General features: G+C 58.7%; 9 protein-coding genes. 3 read left to right on the top strand and 6 right to left on the bottom strand.

Annotation, left to right across the window (positions count from 1 at the left end):
* Nucleotides 1-78: 78 nt before the first annotated feature.
* Entirely contained in the window at nucleotides 79-1,908 is a 1,830-nt protein-coding gene (locus Enr13x_RS23925) for a sulfatase family protein (protein ID WP_145389356.1), read from the top strand.
* An 18-nt stretch (nucleotides 1,909-1,926) separates the two neighbouring features.
* Here Enr13x_RS23925 and Enr13x_RS23920 read toward each other — a convergent pair whose 3' ends face one another.
* Together Enr13x_RS23920 and Enr13x_RS23915 are read right to left on the bottom strand one after the other, a co-directional pair.
* Nucleotides 1,927-3,036, bottom strand: coding sequence for a hypothetical protein (locus Enr13x_RS23920; protein ID WP_145389355.1), 1,110 nt, complete (start codon nucleotides 3,034-3,036; stop codon nucleotides 1,927-1,929).
* Nucleotides 3,037-3,178: 142 nt separating this feature from the next.
* A complete protein-coding gene (locus tag Enr13x_RS23915) occupies nucleotides 3,179-3,445 on the bottom strand; it encodes a hypothetical protein (RefSeq protein WP_145389354.1) in 267 nt (88 codons plus the stop codon).
* Nucleotides 3,446-3,531: 86 nt separating this feature from the next.
* Here Enr13x_RS23915 and Enr13x_RS23910 point away from each other — a divergent pair, with 86 nt between their 5' ends.
* On the top strand, nucleotides 3,532-5,334 hold the full coding sequence (locus tag Enr13x_RS23910; protein WP_145389353.1) for a glycosyltransferase family 2 protein: 1,803 nt from the start codon (nucleotides 3,532-3,534) through the stop codon (nucleotides 5,332-5,334).
* A 230-nt stretch (nucleotides 5,335-5,564) separates the two neighbouring features.
* On the opposite strand, the gene Enr13x_RS23905 is transcribed toward Enr13x_RS23910, so the two are convergent.
* From Enr13x_RS23905 to Enr13x_RS23890, 4 genes are all read right to left on the bottom strand, one after another.
* Complete coding sequence (locus tag Enr13x_RS23905) at nucleotides 5,565-10,244, bottom strand: bifunctional serine/threonine-protein kinase/formylglycine-generating enzyme family protein (RefSeq protein WP_145389352.1); 4,680 nt, start codon at nucleotides 10,242-10,244, stop codon at nucleotides 5,565-5,567.
* Between the two features lie 128 nt (nucleotides 10,245-10,372).
* Nucleotides 10,373-11,353, bottom strand: coding sequence for a nitrilase family protein (locus tag Enr13x_RS23900; RefSeq protein WP_145389351.1), 981 nt, complete (start codon nucleotides 11,351-11,353; stop codon nucleotides 10,373-10,375).
* A gap of 100 nt (nucleotides 11,354-11,453) precedes the next feature.
* The gene (locus Enr13x_RS23895; protein WP_145389350.1) at nucleotides 11,454-13,706 is read right to left on the bottom strand and encodes a 4Fe-4S binding protein; all 2,253 of its coding nucleotides are present in this window, start codon (nucleotides 13,704-13,706) and stop codon (nucleotides 11,454-11,456) included.
* Nucleotides 13,703-14,983 (bottom strand): FMN-binding protein, encoded by a 1,281-nt coding sequence (locus tag Enr13x_RS23890; protein ID WP_197455316.1) that lies wholly within the window; start codon nucleotides 14,981-14,983, stop codon nucleotides 13,703-13,705. The genes Enr13x_RS23895 and Enr13x_RS23890 overlap by 4 nt, the downstream gene beginning before the upstream one ends.
* A 1,767-nt stretch (nucleotides 14,984-16,750) precedes the next feature.
* Between Enr13x_RS23890 and Enr13x_RS23885 the strand changes: the two genes are divergently transcribed.
* Entirely contained in the window at nucleotides 16,751-17,422 is a 672-nt protein-coding gene (locus tag Enr13x_RS23885; RefSeq protein ID WP_145389348.1) for a PEP-CTERM sorting domain-containing protein, read from the top strand.

Genomic DNA, 17,422 nt, shown 5'->3' with positions numbered 1-17,422 from the left:
TCCCCAGCCGATCGCCGACAAAGGTTAAACTTGCTCCCATCCACCACACAACCTCCTCACACTCACACGGATTTCGACATGCGCCACCGATTCCTCTTTGCAGTCCTGATCGGCGTGATCTCCCTCCCGGCAATCCGCTGCTTGGCCGAAAAACCCAATCTGCTGATCGTGACCGTTGACGACATGAGTTGTGATTCGGTCGGCGCCTTCGGTTGCGAGCTTCCCGACACCACGCCGAACATCGACGCGTTGGCCGCCGCGGGTTTGCGCTACCATCATGCGCACGTGCAGGTCGGCAACTGCTACCCCTCACGCAACGTCATGTTTTCGGGCCGCTACCCGCACAACACGGGCGTAGAGGGGTTCTACCAGGTAAACGATCCCGACTACCCGCACATGGTCGATCTGATGAAACAGGCCGGCTATTTTGTCGGCATTCGCGGCAAGGTGTCTCATTCGACGCCCTACCAACCCTACGCGTGGGACGCCGACCTGACGATCCTGGACGGTGAAAAGCAGGACATGAAAAACGCCGAATCCTATTACAACTCGACTCGACGGGGAATCGAGATGGCAACGGACGCCGGGAAACCCTTTTGCCTGAACATCAACATCTCCGATCCCCACAAACCCTTCTACGCGATGGGGAAAAGTGGAGCGGTCGTCGACGACAAGAATGTGCCCACCCGCGTGTTTACGCCTGATGAGGTTCCGATCCCCGGATTCCTGTTCGATCATCCCGACGTGCGATTGGAACTATCGCACTATTATTCGTCGGTGCGTCGCGCCGACGACTGTTTCGCCGCCGTCATGAAAGCGCTCCGCGAGTCGGGGCAGGACGAAGAGACCGTCGTCGTCTTTCTCTCCGATCACGGCATGCCCTTGCCGTTCGCCAAAACCGCACTGTGGAACCACAGCACGCGGACGCCATGGATCGTGCGGTGGCCGGGCGTGACAAAACCGGGGACCGTCGACACGACCCACATGATCTCCGCCGTCGATCTGTTGCCGACCCTGTTGGACATCGCGGGGATCCGTCATCCCGATGGTTTTGACGGCCACTCCTTTCTGCCGACACTACGCGGCCAGCAGCAGCCCGGTCGCAACATGGTCTACAAGGTCTACAACGAGAACTCCGGCGGAAATCGCAGCCCGATGCGGAGCGTCCAATCCAAGCGGTTCGGTTACCTGTTCAATCCCTGGTCCGACGGCAAACGCATTTTCCGAACTGCGACAACGGGAACGTTGTCCTATCGCGCGATGGTCAAACTGGCACCGACCAACCCGCAGATCGCTGCCCGTTTGGAATTGTTTCAGCACGGGGTACTCGAAGAGTTTTACGACTATGAAAACGATCCCGACGCACTGATCAATCTGATCGACCATCCCGAGTACGCCGACGAAATCGCCAAACACCGCGCGGCGATGCGCCAATTCATGGTCGATTCCAATGACCATGCCCTTGCCGCGTTCGACCATCGTGATGACAAACAACGGGTCAGTGCGTACGTCGACAAGGTGCAAGCCGAAGCGGACGCGCGTCGGGCCAAAAAACGCCGCGGAAACGTCAAGGGAAATGCAAAAACGAAGCCGAATCCCAAGCTGTTTCAAATGCAGGTTCCCGACCGGGCCACATCCGGCGCCCCGTTCACCGTCTCCATCACCCACCGGATTCCCTCATCGTTGGGCGAACAGAAATTTCACGTCACGATCAAAGATGCGGGTGGGAAGCGGATCGAGCGAATCATTCGGGCGGCTTCCGGCGACGGAGAGTTGAAAGTGACCTTCACGATTCCCGAAAACCTGTCGGGGAAATCAATTTCAGTCGCGGCATTCGTCGGCGAAGCGTTTGCGAACAACCTGATGTACCGAACCGCCAGCAGGATTCGTCTCGGTCCCGCAAGCTAGAAGCTTACGCCACTTTTGCTACAGCAGGTCCCCGAGAAATCGATTCGCGTGTCTTGCGTTGACCGCGCGGGCCAAATTCCAGATCGTGCTGACCGTGCCGATGTGTTGGACCAGGCTGGGGCTGGGGAACAGAATCGGGATCTCGTTGGCCACGGCGACGTGGCCGATCGCGACATCGATTCTGGACAGCCCCTTGGCGCCCGGCAGCGCGCGATGCTGATAAACGAGCGGTGATGCCAGAAACAGCCGGAGCGCTGCAGGAGAAAACACAAATGCCACCGCGCCCCACACCCAGCGGTCGGGAAACGTGTGCCACCCCGTCGACGCTTGCGTGTATTGTTTGCTGCAATACAGCGATGCAATCCAAGCCCCATCACCCGGCCACAGCACAGTTTGCAAATACTCACGCATCGCCGGAGTCCCCAACAACAACGCGTCGTCTTGGATCATCAGGTAGGCATCCGCGTGCGGGTCTCGCATGAACAGTTCGCCCAGTGACAGAACGTAGTTCGGGAACGCGCCCACGGCTGGAGTTCGGCGGCACGTCGCGAGCGTCCCCAAGGACGCTGGAACGTCAACATCACCATCAACAAACAACACCGGGTCGTGCCAACCGGAATCCAGGACCGATCGGACAGAACGTTCCAAGGTCGGTAATCGCCGTGGCGCGGTGGTGACGCCCACGGACCACGTTGCGACCTTTCCTGCCGATCGAGATTCGGAGACTTGCGGCCGGGGAAGATAGTTTGCGATTTCGTCTGCGGTGACTCCGGCAAGGTGGTCGTACGACTTGCCCGCGATATCCAGACCATCGTCTTCGTCGGGGGCGACCGCGGGCAACGAGCGTTCGGCCCAGCGATTCAGCGTCTTTGCCGTTTCAACGTTGCAATCGGGAACGCCGTTTCCATCGACGACTTGCTCGGTCAGTTCGAACAGCAACGACGCAACGATCGGATTCAAATCCTTTTCCGACGGCGGATACGATTGGCAACAGGCGCGACACGCATCGCCGGCAACCTGCAATCCGGGGTGGCTCTCGATGCCAGAGATCTTCTTCAACAGGCCACAGACGGCGGTTTCACCGTCTGGTTCGCGATAGAGACAAGTCTCCGGTGTTCGAGAACTCATACCCCATGACCTATTGCGGACCGATGTACGACGTCCTTTCCAGGTCGTCGTCGGGAGTCCAGCGGACGACGGCCCGGAAGGGCCATCGTACTCGAAAAACCGGTTGCCCTAAGCTGGACTGTCCCTAAAAGTCAACTAAACGCTAGCCGGCAACGCACGCGGTCGCTCGCAACTGCCCGGCAAATTTCCCCGGAACCGTGGGTGGTGGGCCGACTGCGGCGCCGTCGAGCGCACAGTTCTTTTTCAGTTGCCACTGGACACCATCGAATCTCCAGAGCGCGTATCCAAGGCCCTCGGCGCCACTGGAATGGGGTGGTGCCGACGAATCTTCTCTGTTGACCGGTGAGACAATCGCAGTCTGCATCATCTTCAGTTCCTTGCGTTGGAATCGCTCTGAATAGGCGGACATCGAAACACCCGACGTCCGAAACCATTAGCATAGGCGAGTTGACACTCGCCGATCACGACCGTCGGGTCTATTCACGCAATGTTTCAATGAATTCCGAAAACCTGAACTGCCCTTTTCGCTTCAATCTGCGACGTGCCGAATCAACCGAAGTCGCGACCTGTGGGTTGATTCAGCAACTGCTGCAAATCGGCTCGCACGACAAACCCAGCAATCTATGCGATGTGACGCGCGATGCCTGCCAGGCCTGCGTCGGATCCACTCCGGTTGCCAGTAGTTTTGTCAACAGCGTCTTGCCATCCCTGCTCAGCGAAGCGGCTGCGAAGGTCTTGGAAAACGAGCCTTCGGGTGATCGACGGCGGACAGAACGCGCCCAGGCATTGCTGCGGATCAGCGAGGAAGCCGTCGTCGGCGAACTGGCAGTCCAGCGTCCGGGGCTGGCGACGTGTGATGTTTTCCTGTGTTGTCGTGACGCTTCCGAAGCGACGCGGCGATCGATTGAAAGCGTGCTCGAACAGCAAAACGCATTGGTCAATCTTCATCTGATCACCGCTGGTCCCGACGCACAGACGCTGGCCGATGACTACCAGACACGCTGGAACGTGCACGTGCACCGCATTGCCGCCTCGAAACGCTGGTTTGACACCGTTCATGAACTGGCGCCGACGGCGCGGAGCGAGTTTATCGCGTTGCAGCACCCCGCCGCGTTGTCCCTGCCCAACCGAATCGCCAGTGCGGTTGGCGAATTGCGTCGCACCGGAGCGGACTTCATCGGATCGCCCATGCTGACCCCGGCGGGCGAAGTGATGGCGAGGGCTCCGACGGATGCGTTTGAGTCGACGATTCCGTGGCCGACCCTGGTGATCCGACGCAGCTGCTTGATCGATCTGGGCGGGTTTGCCGATCGAAAGACCGATCAAGATGCCGAACTGATCGCCCGCGCCAAACGCTCCGGCGCGAAGATTCAAGTGATGCCGTTGCCTTCGGTGCAGCTGCATCGTGCTTGGCAACCTCCGCTCTTGGGCCCGGCTCCGGTGTACCACGAACGGCTGGGCTCTTTTCGTCATCAGGCGATCGGATACCCCCAGTCGTCGGTCCCGTGTGACGTCGTGCTCCCTGTCTACGGCCAGCTCGAATACGTCGCACAGGCAATCGAAAGCATCTTCAATCAGCAGGGCGCCGAAGTCATCCTCCACTTGATCGATGACGCCAGCCCGGAAAACGTGGACACGCTGTTTCGCTATTGGGGCTCGTTTCCGAACGTGCGGATTTACCGAAATTCCAGGAACGTGGGCCAATACGTTTCGTTCAACAACGTGTCGCCGTATTTCGAAACGGATTTGGTTGCGGTGCAAGACGGTGATGATGTCAGTTTGCCCCATCGTCTGCACACCGCCGGTAATCTTTTGCGGTTGTCTGACGCAGACTATTTTGCCGCGACGATGGAGCAATTCACCGAAGCAGACATGGAAGACGCCGGGTCGACAATCAAACGGTTCCGGCGTTCCTACCATCCTTACGGAAACTACATTCGTTATTTCGCCATGAATCCGACGGCGTGTTTCCGCGTGTCACTGTTTCGCCGTTTAGGGGGATACACCGACTTCGGCGGCCGCGATCGCAACCGCGCCGGTCTGGATTCCGAATTCATGATCCGGGCGTATTTCTCGGCCGCGCGATTCGCCGTTTCGACTTCCGTTGTTTCGCGTCACCGAATCCATCGACAGGCCGCGACGCGAAACCCCGAAACCGGCTTCGGATCGATGACGCGAGCGTTTGCCTTGGAAGAATGCCGTCGACGCATCGCCTTGTACCAAAACGCGGCATTCGATCCGCGTGCATTCGGCGCCCTCGGCAGAGATCGCAACGTCACGCAGCGAGTGGGAAATTAATGTCATAGCGACGCTCGCAAGGGCGCGGACGGCGACAGGGACAAGCGGGGGTTGCAGAACGATGAAGTGGCAGAATGATGAGGTGGCAGAATGATGGGGTGGCAGAATGATGGGGTGGCAGAATGATGGGGTGGCAGAATGATGGGGTGGCAGAATGATGGGGGCTCCGCGATCGGAGCGGTCTGAACATCATTCTGCCCCGTATCATTCTGCCACTTCAAATCCTTCGTTCATTCCGCCGCTGTCGGCCTGGATCGAAAGACACGCAACCCATAGAAGGAGGGTTGTGAGTGGGGCTGCGACCATCCCAGATAGCGAGGCTGGACGCCTGACATTCCCAGGTGAAACCGATAATCAAATCCGCAAACCTGAAGACGCGTTGCATTTCCCTGATCGATGTCGCTTGTCCATTCACGTACATTGGAATAGGTGTCAAAGATGCCAAACCCGTTGGGCCGCGCCAGCCCGACAGCCCAACTCCCGTTCCCGTCGGTCGGCTTGGCCGGGCTGTACCCCTCGGAAATCCGATCCGTCGACAGCAGGTACGAGGGCTGTTCACAACTGCCAAAGGAATAGTCGGTGATCGCGCCGCCGGTGCACATGAAAAACCACTCCTCCGCCATCGGCAGCCGATACCCGGTTCGCTGTTTGTAGTCCGGGTACAGCAAGACCGGTTCAATCGAGTCGTCGGTGCGATCGGGATAGCAAAGCTGATCCTCCTGGAGGCCGGTTTCGCGCGACAGCCAATTACAGTAGGCGACCGCATCGTGGTAAGTCACGCTGCCGACGGCCGCATCATCCGACGGTGCCTTCCATCCCCTGGACTCCACGCCGTCGGGCATCGAGCGTCTCATTTGCCCCAGCGTCACTTCTGCCATCGCGACCTCGATGCGATACGAATCTTCGGGTTCGTGCGGAGGCAATTGAATCATCGTGTGCCCCTCGGAATTGACGTACCAATTTCGCTTGGACGGCTGTTCGGGTTTGACCAGGTACAATCGACCTCGGACCCAGTCCGCCTCCTTCCACTGCCGCAGAAACCACAGGGAATTGGCACGCAATCTGGCGTCGCTGGCGGTGGTAAACCATCCTTGGGCCAACGTGATCACCCGATCGCGAAGGTCTGCGTTGACCTGTTCTCGCGGGTATTCTCCCAAGGCTTGCATCAGCCCGCACTGGGTCGGCACGTCTGACTCGACCAGCAAGCGTTGGGCGATCGGGTCGGGATCAACACCGAAGGCGCGGATCCGCTGGACCAATCGGGTTCGTGCGTTGGGGATCGCGGTTCTGCCGAAGGTGATTTGACGATAGCGCGAGATCAACTCCTCGCGGTCAGCGGACCCCAATGCCTCATATTCCTTTGCGGCGAGCAATCGCTGCAACTCACTGCGCACCCAATCATCCGATTCGAGCGTCTTTGCAAGACCCTCTGTCGGCATTTGATCCGGTTGAAAGGTTGACCAGATGTCCGAGTTCGATGCGCCGTGCCGCAACAAGATCGCCGCGGCGGTCGCCTTGCGTTTGGCATCACGTTTCCAGTCGGGGTCACGCAGATCAAGCTGCTTGGCGACCGCAGCATTGAGCAGCGGGCGAACGGCGTTGCGGTGTTTGTCGATCAAGTCGATGGAGAATAAGATCTGCGCGACGTCGGCGTGCAACAGCTGATGGGTCAATTCCGGGACGTCGTCTTCGAGCAGGTTGATCAGCAGGTTTTGCGCGGCCGATCGACGCAGTTCTGTCTCTTCGCCATCGGGATCGGTCATGACTTCGGCGAGCGGGCCGACCAGTACCGGAGTCGCGGGCCGAATCAAGTCCACCATGGAGCGAAAGTAGCGACGATCGATGTTGGCAAAATGAATCAGTTCATCGGCAAATGGGTCCGCCACGGCGTTCCATCGGTTGCGGCTGGCCGGTGTTTGGCCGGGCGGATCGAAATTGGCCAGGACCAACGCCGCATTGAAACGCGGGCTGACCAGGCGACCTTTCTCGTCCGATTTTGGCGCAACCGATTCGTCCTCCGCCCGCTCCCACAGGTGCCCGGCCAGTCGACTGCCGTGACGACGAAGTTCCTGGCACAACAGGGCCAACGTTTCTGGATCCGAACGGAGCAGAGCCGGTTTGATGTTCTCCAGTTCGTCGCTCCCCGAACGCAACAGCGCCAACGAGGCAAACAGATGCGTGGGGGACCCGGGCTGACTGGCTTGTTGAATGTCGATCAATCGGTCCGTCGTCCAGCGTTCGCGCCCCTCCAATTGATCGAGCAGTCCGCTGACCTCGCCGACCTTGGCGATCGCGAGTTGACCGGTCAACGCCTTCGCTCGATTCCATGATGAATACTGCAGCACGCCCCAGCCGACCAGCAACAGGAACATCGACGCGATCGCGATGCCCGACACGTGCCGCCGCGTCGCCGATTTCATCATCCGCTGCTGGGCGTCATCCCAGTGATCTCGCCGCGTGAACGCCAAGATCGAAACCCATTCGGGCAATGTCGGCAGGTGCCGCGAATCCGGCCTGGCATCCCAAACTTCGGTGCGTTGGGCCAAACGAATCTCCGCGCGACCCTTGCGGGTCCCACGCTGCATTCGGGCTTGCCAATCGCGGATCGCCGGAACCAGATAATCGTGTGCCAGGTGATAATAAACCGATTGCGAAAGGCTGCCGGATTGGACTCCCGATCGGTTTCCCGATTGCAGATCCGAGTGAATTCCCGATCGGCTCACCGACAGGTCTCCGCGGCCTTCGGGATCGGTCCGCGTGATCAGATGCAATTCGGTATCGAGCGCCCGCATCAGGGACTGAAATTGTTTGGGCTGGTCAGAATAGCCGGACAATTCAAGCAACTCTTCGCGAGACCGCATGTGGCCTTTCAGGTTCGTCCCCGGTTGCGGCAACAGAGCCCCTAACGTCGCGTAGACCGCGTTGAGATGAATGCGATAGCTGGCGGGGGCGTTTTCGGAGGAGAAATTCTCGTCCAAGAACATCACGCCCACGCCGGCGGTGCCGCCGATTTTGCGCAAGGTAGCTGTCGTCCACGGCTTGTTCTTGACCATTTCAGCAAACAACGCCAATCGAACCGGCGTGATTTTTCCATGCTCGGCCAATCCCTCGATCGCTTGGGCCACGAACGACCGAGCGTCGCGGCTCAGTTCGGCACTGTGTTCGGGCAATCGACCAAAGGCGCGGCCGAACTCCGTCAGCACCCGTCGCGCGTGCTGCGGATCAAACAGATCGATCAATGCCATGTTCTTGTTTTGCATCAGATCGACTTCCAGGTGATCCATGAATCGGCTGAATGCCAACCAGAAATCGTCCCTGACCATCAAGATGCATTGCACATGTTCGCCGTCGCATTGCCGCAGGGCTTTGGCCAAGACGGAGTGCTCGGGCTGTTCGACCGAATACAGCCACTGTTCGAATTGATCGATCACGAGCAACACTTTTTTGCCCTGGCCCATCACGTGACCGCGGCGGAGCGTTGCGATCGATTCGGGCAGCCCCAACTCGGTATCCAGGTAAGGGCAACTGCGGCGGAGACGATTCAGCAAACGTGTTTCGGTCGCATCCGGTGCCGCCTCGATGACCACCGGGATGACGTCTGACGAGAGCGTCGGAACCAACCCCGCTTTGACGAACGAACTTTTGCCGCATCCCGACGGCCCGTAGATCAAACCGATGCGAAAGCTGTTTTCGGGATCCCGTTCTTCGATCCGGCGTTTCCAAAATAAAATCGATTCCGGCGTCCCGTCGCGGTCGTACGGCCCGGGCAGTAGGCCCATGAAAAAGTGAGCGTCTTGCGGTCCAAACGAACGCAGCCCCCTGGGGACGATCCCCAGGGCCCGACGGCTCGAACGAGAACGCTCGCCGGAACGCCCTTGCTCATGAGGGATCAGCGTGCTGCTGATCAAATCCAAGTTTTCACCGTGGGCGAGGAAGTGACGCAGGTCCTCGCTAAAATCGAGCGCCGTTTGATGTCGAGCGGTCGCACGTTTGGAGAGTGCCTTCATGCAGATCCGCTCGATTTCCGCCGGCACGTCCCGGTTGAGGTCACGCAACGGGCTGGCCTCTTGCTCTTGAATCAATTGCGTCACCGATTGACCCGGTTCGGCGACAAACGGCCGCCGTCCTGCCAGCAATTGATAGAGCACGACCCCCAGACTGAATATATCCGAGGTGGCTTTGACCAGGTGATTCTCCCCGCGCGCCTGCTCGGGACTCATGTATGCAGGTGTGCCCGCGACCGCCTTGGACCCGATGCCGTCGTCTTCCAACAGCGCCAGCCCGAAATCCGCCAGGTAGGCCGTGCCGCGTTTGTCCAACAGAATGTTGCTCGGTTTGATGTCGCGATGAATGACACCCTGGTGATGGACGTAATGCAACGCCTCGGCAATCGTTGCGACCAGCTCGACCGATTCCCCGATCGACAACGGAGACGTCCGCATCCGGCCTACCAAATCGCTGCCGTCGATGTATCTGGAAACGATAAAGCACTGCCCTTCGGGCGTGGTACCGACGTCGTGCACGGGCACGACATTGGGGTGCTCCAACTTGGCAAGCGTCCGCGCCTCGGTCAGAAACGCATTGACGTCCTTGGAACTCTTGATGCGGTGCGTGTGCGGCACTTTGATCGTGACGTTTCGCTGCAATTCATCATCAAAGGCCAGATAGACCGATCCGAATCCGCCCTTGCCGAGCATCGACTCGATGCGGTAGCGACCGATCGCCGCGGGTAATTCCTCCTCTTCTCTTTCGGGTCGATTGTCCGGATTGGTAACCGAAGCACTATCGATCGTTTCGCCGATCGGATCATCCCCGCCGTCGTGTGAAAATCCGGAGGGTTCGCTGGTGAGCTGCGTACGCGTTTCGCGGCCGTCGTCGCGCAGGTCGTTGTCGTTCTCGGGATCGGTCATGGAAGATGGTTTCAGTGCCGATGTGCCTGCGGGGCGCAATGGTTGCAACAGCGGCAATCATTGCACGCTGGAGGCTGCAATCCGTTATTTCACGCCCCCCAAACAACGATGATACCCGAGACAAGCGTTCACGTGCCAGAGTGGGCGCCAGTCACCTTGGCAAAACGAACGACGCGCGTGTCTTGTTCAATTCCGGTCCGCTCGGCGAGTGGGCCGTAGAGTTCGGGCCGCCGGGACTTGAGCCAGCGACGGCCGGTGCTGGTGGCTTGGATCGATGGATCAAGCTGAGCGACCACGATGTCGTCATCGGCCTTCCATGTTTCCGCCAACGTCTCACCGTAGGGCCCCAAGATCATCGAATTGCCGGTCCGCACTTCATCATCGTCCACGCCGACGCCGTTGCTGAAGATCACGAACAGACCGTTGTCGTGCGCCCGGGCGGGTAACCAACGGCGGATCCATTCACGTCCCTTGGGACCGCGAAACTCCGCTTCGATCGCTTCGGGATTGGTCTCTCGCTGCTGCCAAAGTTTCGGATCAATCACGCCCATGCAATGGGGACTGGGCGAATTGCAGCCGCCGGTTTGATGTGGCGCGAGCAGGATTTCCGCCCCCAATAGCGCGTTCATCCGAACGTTTTCGCCGATGTTGTTGTCGTAACAGATCAACACGCCCACGGTTGCCCCTTGGGGTATCTCGAACACCGTGTAGTCCTCGCCAGAATCGAGGTGTTCGCTGATGAAACAGTGAAGTTTTCGATGCACGGCGACCTGGCCGTCGGGCATCGCGACGACGTAACTGTTGAACAGTCGCCCATCCTCGGCCAGTTCAATCAGCCCGGCGCCGATCGTCATCTCATGTCGAGCGGCAAGTGCCAACAACGCGTCGGTGGATCGCCCCCCACGAATCGGTTCGGCAAGTTCACGGCACTGGTCAGCCGACAGGTTTCTCACGTGCCAATAGCCGGTCAGACACATTTCGGGGAACGCGACCAAATCCGCTCCTCTCGCCTTGGCCTCCGCCGTCATCGACTCGACACGACCAAGGTTGAACGCTTTGTCACCTGGGCGATGATTGAACTGGACGGCAGCGACGGTGATGGGATTCATTTGCAAGATCGTTGAAAAGGTTTGGAGTTCGAACCATGATGCTCGGTCGACTGTCGTCGCATTGTAGCGAACGACGATCGACTCGAGCCACAATTAACCATCACTTCAAATTCAACGTACCAAATGGGTCATCATCCGGGGCATCCATCTCGGGAGACTCGGGCACTCCAAACGGTGACTCGGGCACTCCGAACGGTGACTCCGGCACTCCGAACGGTGACTCCGGGACTCCGAACGGTGACTCCGGGACTCCGAACGGTGATTCATCGGCGTCCGTCTCTGGCACGAAGTACTCGACACCCGGTTCTGCCGTCGCACGCTGGCGTGATTCCTGCTGACGCAGTGCGATGTAGGAACCCGACATCATCCGATCCTCTTTGCCTTCGCCCGCTTCGATGATGATCGCCGACTCGCCTAACAAACCTCTTTCCTTGACGTTGATCGCGTGGCAACGTGTCTGGCAAAGTCCACATCCCACGCACTGATCGGCCAGCACGACTGGCGCCGAATAGCCGGTGCCTTCGATCGGGACACCATTGTCGTCCACTTCCGTTCCGACCCGCTTGAACTCGATCGCATGGTACCCCGCCGCGTTGCATTCCTGGACACAAAGATCGCATTCTTCTTGACCGGCAAACGGCAGACAGGTCTTCTCGTTGACGATCGCCAAGCCCATTCGTGCGACTTTCTTCTCGGCCAATGGCAGCGCACGAATGGCACCGGTCGGACAGACTTGTCCGCATGCGTTGCAGCTTGATTCACATCCCGCCCAATCGGCGTTGACCAGCGGCGACCACAATCCCTCCAAACCCTGCTGAAACCCCTCCGGCTGCAACACGTCGTTCGGACAGGCCTTGAAACACTCGCCGCAGCGAATGCACATTTCCAAAAACTCTTGCTCGGGCACGCTGCCCGGTGGACGGACGGGCAGGAACGCATCGGGATCGTCCAGGCGTGCACCAAAGGCTTTTGTCGCCAGCGAAACTCCGGCGCTGCCCGCCACCGCCGCCGCCGTGCCTCCGGCGAGTGACAAGAAACCGCGTCGGCCCAACGCCGTCTCGTGCGTCGGCGGATCGTTCTCGACCTTCAACTCGACCACATTCCAGCGTTCGACGAACTTGATCGCGTGCGTCGGGCACACACCGCCACAGGACTGACACAGCGTGCAGTCGGTGGTCCGCGTTGTGAAGTCCGGTTTAATCGCGTCGAACGGGCAGATTTCGACGCACTTGTTGCAGTTGATGCAAGACGACTCGACCTTTCGCTCGGTGATTCGAAACAGATTCCCAAGCGAAAACACCGCTCCACTTGGACAGACGTACTTGCACCAAAACCGCGGCCGAAAGAACCCCAAACTCAACACGCCCAAAAACATCGCGATCGAAATCACGTGGCCGACGTTCATCGCGGGAACCAAATGCCAACCCCGCAGCGTTCCGGTCTGGATCGGATCAAACAGAAACAGCATGCCTCGCGTGATCACCGGAATCGCCGAAACGAATCCCGAGACCAACACCCCGAATACCGAACACAGCAGCGTCCCGGCGAGCAAATAGTATTTGATGTGAACCCACCAACCGTCACCGGGAACACGAAACCGTTTGACCCGTTTTCCGATCGCCCAATCAAACAGGTCAATCGTCGTGCCCAATGGACACAGGTAGCCGCAAAAGCCGCGCGGAATCAGCACGCAAACGATCAAAATCGCTGCCGCCGACACCAGCGACCAGACCCAGCTACGTGACGCGACCGCGGTCGACAAACTGACCAACGGGTCAATCATCAAGAACGTCTCGGCCGGGATGATCTCCTTTGCCGCCAAGTTATCGCTGTAGTGCGACGGCCATTGCTCGACGGCGGCGATTTCTGGGTTGGGACTCTCCGCCGCCGGCCGTGCATCGTAAGGCCAACAAACGTAGAAGAAGAGAACGACGAACGTGACCAAGCAGATCGTTTGGACGATCCGTCGGACCGGTGACGCCAGCCAGGACAATCCGAATCGCCGCAACGTCTTTCGCAACAAGCCTCGCTGTTTCGACATGCGGTCGGACTGCAGCCCCTCGGGCACCAGCCAGCGCAGCAACCGCCCCGTCAATGAATGGGAGGCGTATTGATCCGGCTTGAGTCGCCGGAGGGCGGGTGAAAACCAGTCCAATCGCAGCACCGCGCGGCTGCCGAGATCAAAACTGGTCAGCAACACCAAGAGGGCGGCGGCCAACCCGACGCACGCGATCGTGACCGCAAGCGATGGCGGAATGCCCAAGCGAACCGCAATCCAGTGGTTTTGCGCGACGGCCACCAGGACTGCGGCGGCCAACAGGGCGACGGCCAGCGCCAAACCGCGTCGTCTCATCGGGTCCCCTGGGCCAGCGCCTTGGCAGTCGCGTTGACGATGGCTTGGGCCGTGATCGTGGCACTGCTGGTTCCATCAATGCCTTGCACGCTTTGACGGGCGATCAATTGCGCCGGCGTGTCGGTCAACGACGAATAAAATTGTTTCTCTTTGTGGTCGGTGATTTTGACCGCTTCCAATCTGCCGCCCGATACCGTGACTGCGACGGAAAGTTTACCGTTGTAACCCGTGCTGCTGTCGCGGTAGGTTCCGTCGGCGACGCGACTGACGTCCGCCTGGTCATACAAGCGAATCGTATCGATACTCTCCTGGGCACGAGCTTTGAAACGTTTCTCGTACTCGTCGTTTCGAAACCGCTTGGATGCGATGACGCGTTGGTAATAGTCGATCGCCTCGTCGGGGCGTCCGGCCAGCCGCAGCGCGTCGGCGGCCAGAATATTGGCCTGGTAATCGTTGCCCGATTTCACGAAGGCGGCCGTCAGACTGAGCGCCCGGTCGATCTCGCCCATGTCGCCGTACAGTTTGATCGCGCCAAGGTTGAGACGCCGTCCGCGTAGCATTTGCAGGGCCATGCTGCGGTTTCCTAAACGCCAATAGCACTCGGCCAATCGAATGCCATGCACCTTGTCGACGTTCGCCTTGCCTTGCTGGAACCAGAACGCGGCCCGTGGGTAGTCCTGCAACAACCGAAAGTAGGCGTCTCCGAGTGCGTTCATGTCGCGCTGCAGCAAGACCCGGTCGTCTTTGTGCAACGACACGCAGTGGTGAAGCAGTTTGATGCCCGAGTGCCATCGGCCAGGGTTTTCGTTGATGACCGACCAGATGTACTGGCCCATGTTCTTATGGCTTTGCCACGGCCCCTTGGGCGGCTTGATCGGCCAGGAAAGGTCGAGCGTTTTGGGATAGTTCAGCGGCGTGGATTCGAACCAGTCGGGCGGCGTTTTCCCGGCAGCCTTGATCAGGGCCAAGACCTCCGCCTTGGAACGTGTCACTGTCCCGGAATCGCCCCCGGCAGCGCTATCCGTGGGCGTCGGTTCCGCTTTCGGCGTCAAAACGAACCACTTGCCTTGGTAGGAGACCCGATAGACTTCATCGAACCGATATTCCGATTTTGCAGATTGAGAGTCATCACTGGGTTTGAAATCAAACTCCTTTTCCGCTTTCCGGATCGAGGTGATGGTGCCGGAGAGTTTCGCCCCGTCGGCAAACTCAATCACGTCGGCCCCCGTCGCGCCGCCGCCCGCCAAAACCATCATCAGTAGAACCAAATACTTCATCACGTTTCCTCGAGATTTTCCGCCAACCATACGCCTCGGCCCGATCAAACGTACAGGATACTAAATCGCCCGCGCGACGGCACGCACTCTGCGAAACTTGGCGGGGCAGAATCCGAAATCTGCTCAGTCTAACGGAATCGATGTATGTCATCGTCTTTTATCGCAAAACGCTGATTCACCCTCCCACACAGAGCTGGAGCAGTTTTAAAGTCACCCTCCTGGCAGGAGGGTCGAGCGAAGCGAGGGGAGGTCGAACGGTTGCAACGGAGTGATTTCGAGCCACAGCGAACCCTCCCCGGTCGCTCGTACCTCGCGTCCGACCTTCCCCAACGGACGTCAATTCTATAAGTGACAGATTTGATCGAGGCGGAAGGCGCCAAGGCTTTTGCAGCGTGGGCCCTCTCTGGCGTTTGCTTGCTGCGCAAACGCCGTCTCTCCCAGAGGGAGAGAATCTAAATTGTTTCCCAAAAGCTGCCGTTAGACAATCGATATCCCACACGGGAGTGTGACGTGAATTGAAATTCAATACATCGAAAACGTTCGAGTCAGGAAATCTGAAACCCGCCCGCAAATCGGTCAGAATGAGGTTCCTCGACATGCCCCTTCCCGCGTGGCAGCGTGAAGCACTCGGTGTATGGCGGAATCGCCCGCGCTGCTCCAGCGGACACGACGATTGATGACCCCCGAATGCTTCCTCAAGTGTATCGCCGGGCCTGCCGTGGTTGCGTTTCCATTTTGGTTTCTGGGCTGGTATCCTTGGCGGTCGTCTCGGCAAGGTTGCAGGGCACGCGATCGCGTGGTTCTCAGCGGCGGTCGCGGCGGGGAGTTTTCAAACCACGACGGCAATCCATACTCGCCTCCCAAATCAATGCAGTCGAATTCAATTTCCTCTGGTTTTGTGGAAGACGGCTACGAACGAGCCATCAATGGAATGGAGGTCGAGATTCGAACTGCAGTTGAAGCGGAATATGCTGATCAATGGAACGCTTCAGGGCTCCTCCGACGATGGTTTTTGCTGCGACGAATCGAGCGTGAGGTTTCCGAACGCGTCGCTGAACGATCCAAACACATTTCGCCAGACTCGCTGTTCTAGCCACCGACGATGCGTCGTCGGGCATGAGAGGTCAAACTTTCGAGATCGATCCGACCGGAGTCGTTTCCCGCGGCGATTCCGATCGCGTACATTGAATGGGTGATCATGGACCTCCTTCTCATCATTGCGATGGCCTGCCTCGGCGCCCTGCTCGGGTGTGGGATCGGGGTTTTGATTCCCGGCGCATCCGTGTCGCTTGTGATTTTGACATCCTGCGCGTATGCGGTGTTGGGCCTTGCCGCTGCGTACGGGCTGCTCATGATTTCGAAATCACACTCGAAGAAGACTCGGCGGCCGAGATCCAAGCCGGCCCGCAAAACGAGACCGCCACAAACACGTCGTCGATTTGAAGAGCGTCTCGCCAGTTTCGTCCATCAAACCGGCGCACGAGAGGTGCGGAGTCGTGAACCGCGAAGGTCGACGATGCCGTTTTGGACATCGGTCACCCAGTTCGCCAGGATTCCGCCGAGGTCGTCGTTGTCCATTCGCCAAATCCTGTGGAACATTCGACGTATCCTTCGCCGCTGAGTGTGGGCACCATTGACGTCCGTCTGGAGCCCCATACCGCGATTTTTCATGGCGTTCACGCCCAGCCGCCACGATGTTGCTCGGCCAAGTTAGGATATCCAGTGGCAGTATTCTTTCTTACCGAGTGTCCTTGCGGGAAGTGATCGATGACGACGAAGCTAAGTGTGATGATCGTGTTGGGGTGCAGCATGCTGTGGAGCACCCAAGGTTGGGCTGAACTCGTTTTCCTAAACAATAGCAATGCGTCGGTTGCGTTGGGGGCAAGCATGGATGCGGAGCCGTTTGCGAATCGGTCAACGGCAGATTCGCTGGCTAGCATGATGGACCTGCCGACTGCCGATGCGACGGAATTTCACAATCAGTCGACGCATGTTTGGGTTTCCGGCGGAATGCTGGAAGTCGATTTCGATCTTGGCGTTGAATACGATCTCACTTCATTCCACCTTTGGAATTACGTGACGGAGACCTATGACGTCGATCGTGTGGACCTCCGTTTCTTGAACGCCTCGGCGACTCAGGTCGGGGACTTTTCGGTCATCAACCCGGCCTTTGGCAACACTCAGGGTTCGGAAGCGTTTCCGATCGTCGGCGAGACAATCGCGATCGGGGACCCAAAGAACGTCCGATTCGTCAACGCGGTGTTTTCTGGCACGAACAATCAAGTCGATTTCAACAACGTCGGATTCACGGGGCAATTGTCGGCGGTGCCCGAACCGGGAACTGTTGCCATGCTCGCCGCCGTGACGGGGCTATTTTTTACCGCTCGTCGACGACGATCGATCCGCACCTCTTTGACTGCGAATCAGGCGTCGGTTTGA

This window comes from Stieleria neptunia, assembly GCF_007754155.1.
Lineage (GTDB): Bacteria > Planctomycetota > Planctomycetia > Pirellulales > Pirellulaceae > Stieleria > Stieleria neptunia.
Note: the sequence above shows the minus strand (reverse complement) of the source record. Positions and strands in the feature narration are given on the sequence as shown.

Coding starts and splice junctions, on each gene's coding strand:
- Enr13x_RS23905 (WP_145389352.1), bottom strand. CDS start 10,244: ATGACCGATCCCGAGAACGACAACGACCTGCGCGACGACGGCCGCGAA.
- Enr13x_RS23890 (WP_197455316.1), bottom strand. CDS start 14,983: ATGAAGTATTTGGTTCTACTGATGATGGTTTTGGCGGGCGGCGGCGCG.
- Enr13x_RS23910 (WP_145389353.1), top strand. CDS start 3,532: ATGAATTCCGAAAACCTGAACTGCCCTTTTCGCTTCAATCTGCGACGT.
- Enr13x_RS23885 (WP_145389348.1), top strand. CDS start 16,751: ATGACGACGAAGCTAAGTGTGATGATCGTGTTGGGGTGCAGCATGCTG.
- Enr13x_RS23900 (WP_145389351.1), bottom strand. CDS start 11,353: ATGAATCCCATCACCGTCGCTGCCGTCCAGTTCAATCATCGCCCAGGT.
- Enr13x_RS23915 (WP_145389354.1), bottom strand. CDS start 3,445: ATGTCCGCCTATTCAGAGCGATTCCAACGCAAGGAACTGAAGATGATG.
- Enr13x_RS23920 (WP_145389355.1), bottom strand. CDS start 3,036: ATGAGTTCTCGAACACCGGAGACTTGTCTCTATCGCGAACCAGACGGT.
- Enr13x_RS23925 (WP_145389356.1), top strand. CDS start 79: ATGCGCCACCGATTCCTCTTTGCAGTCCTGATCGGCGTGATCTCCCTC.
- Enr13x_RS23895 (WP_145389350.1), bottom strand. CDS start 13,706: ATGAGACGACGCGGTTTGGCGCTGGCCGTCGCCCTGTTGGCCGCCGCA.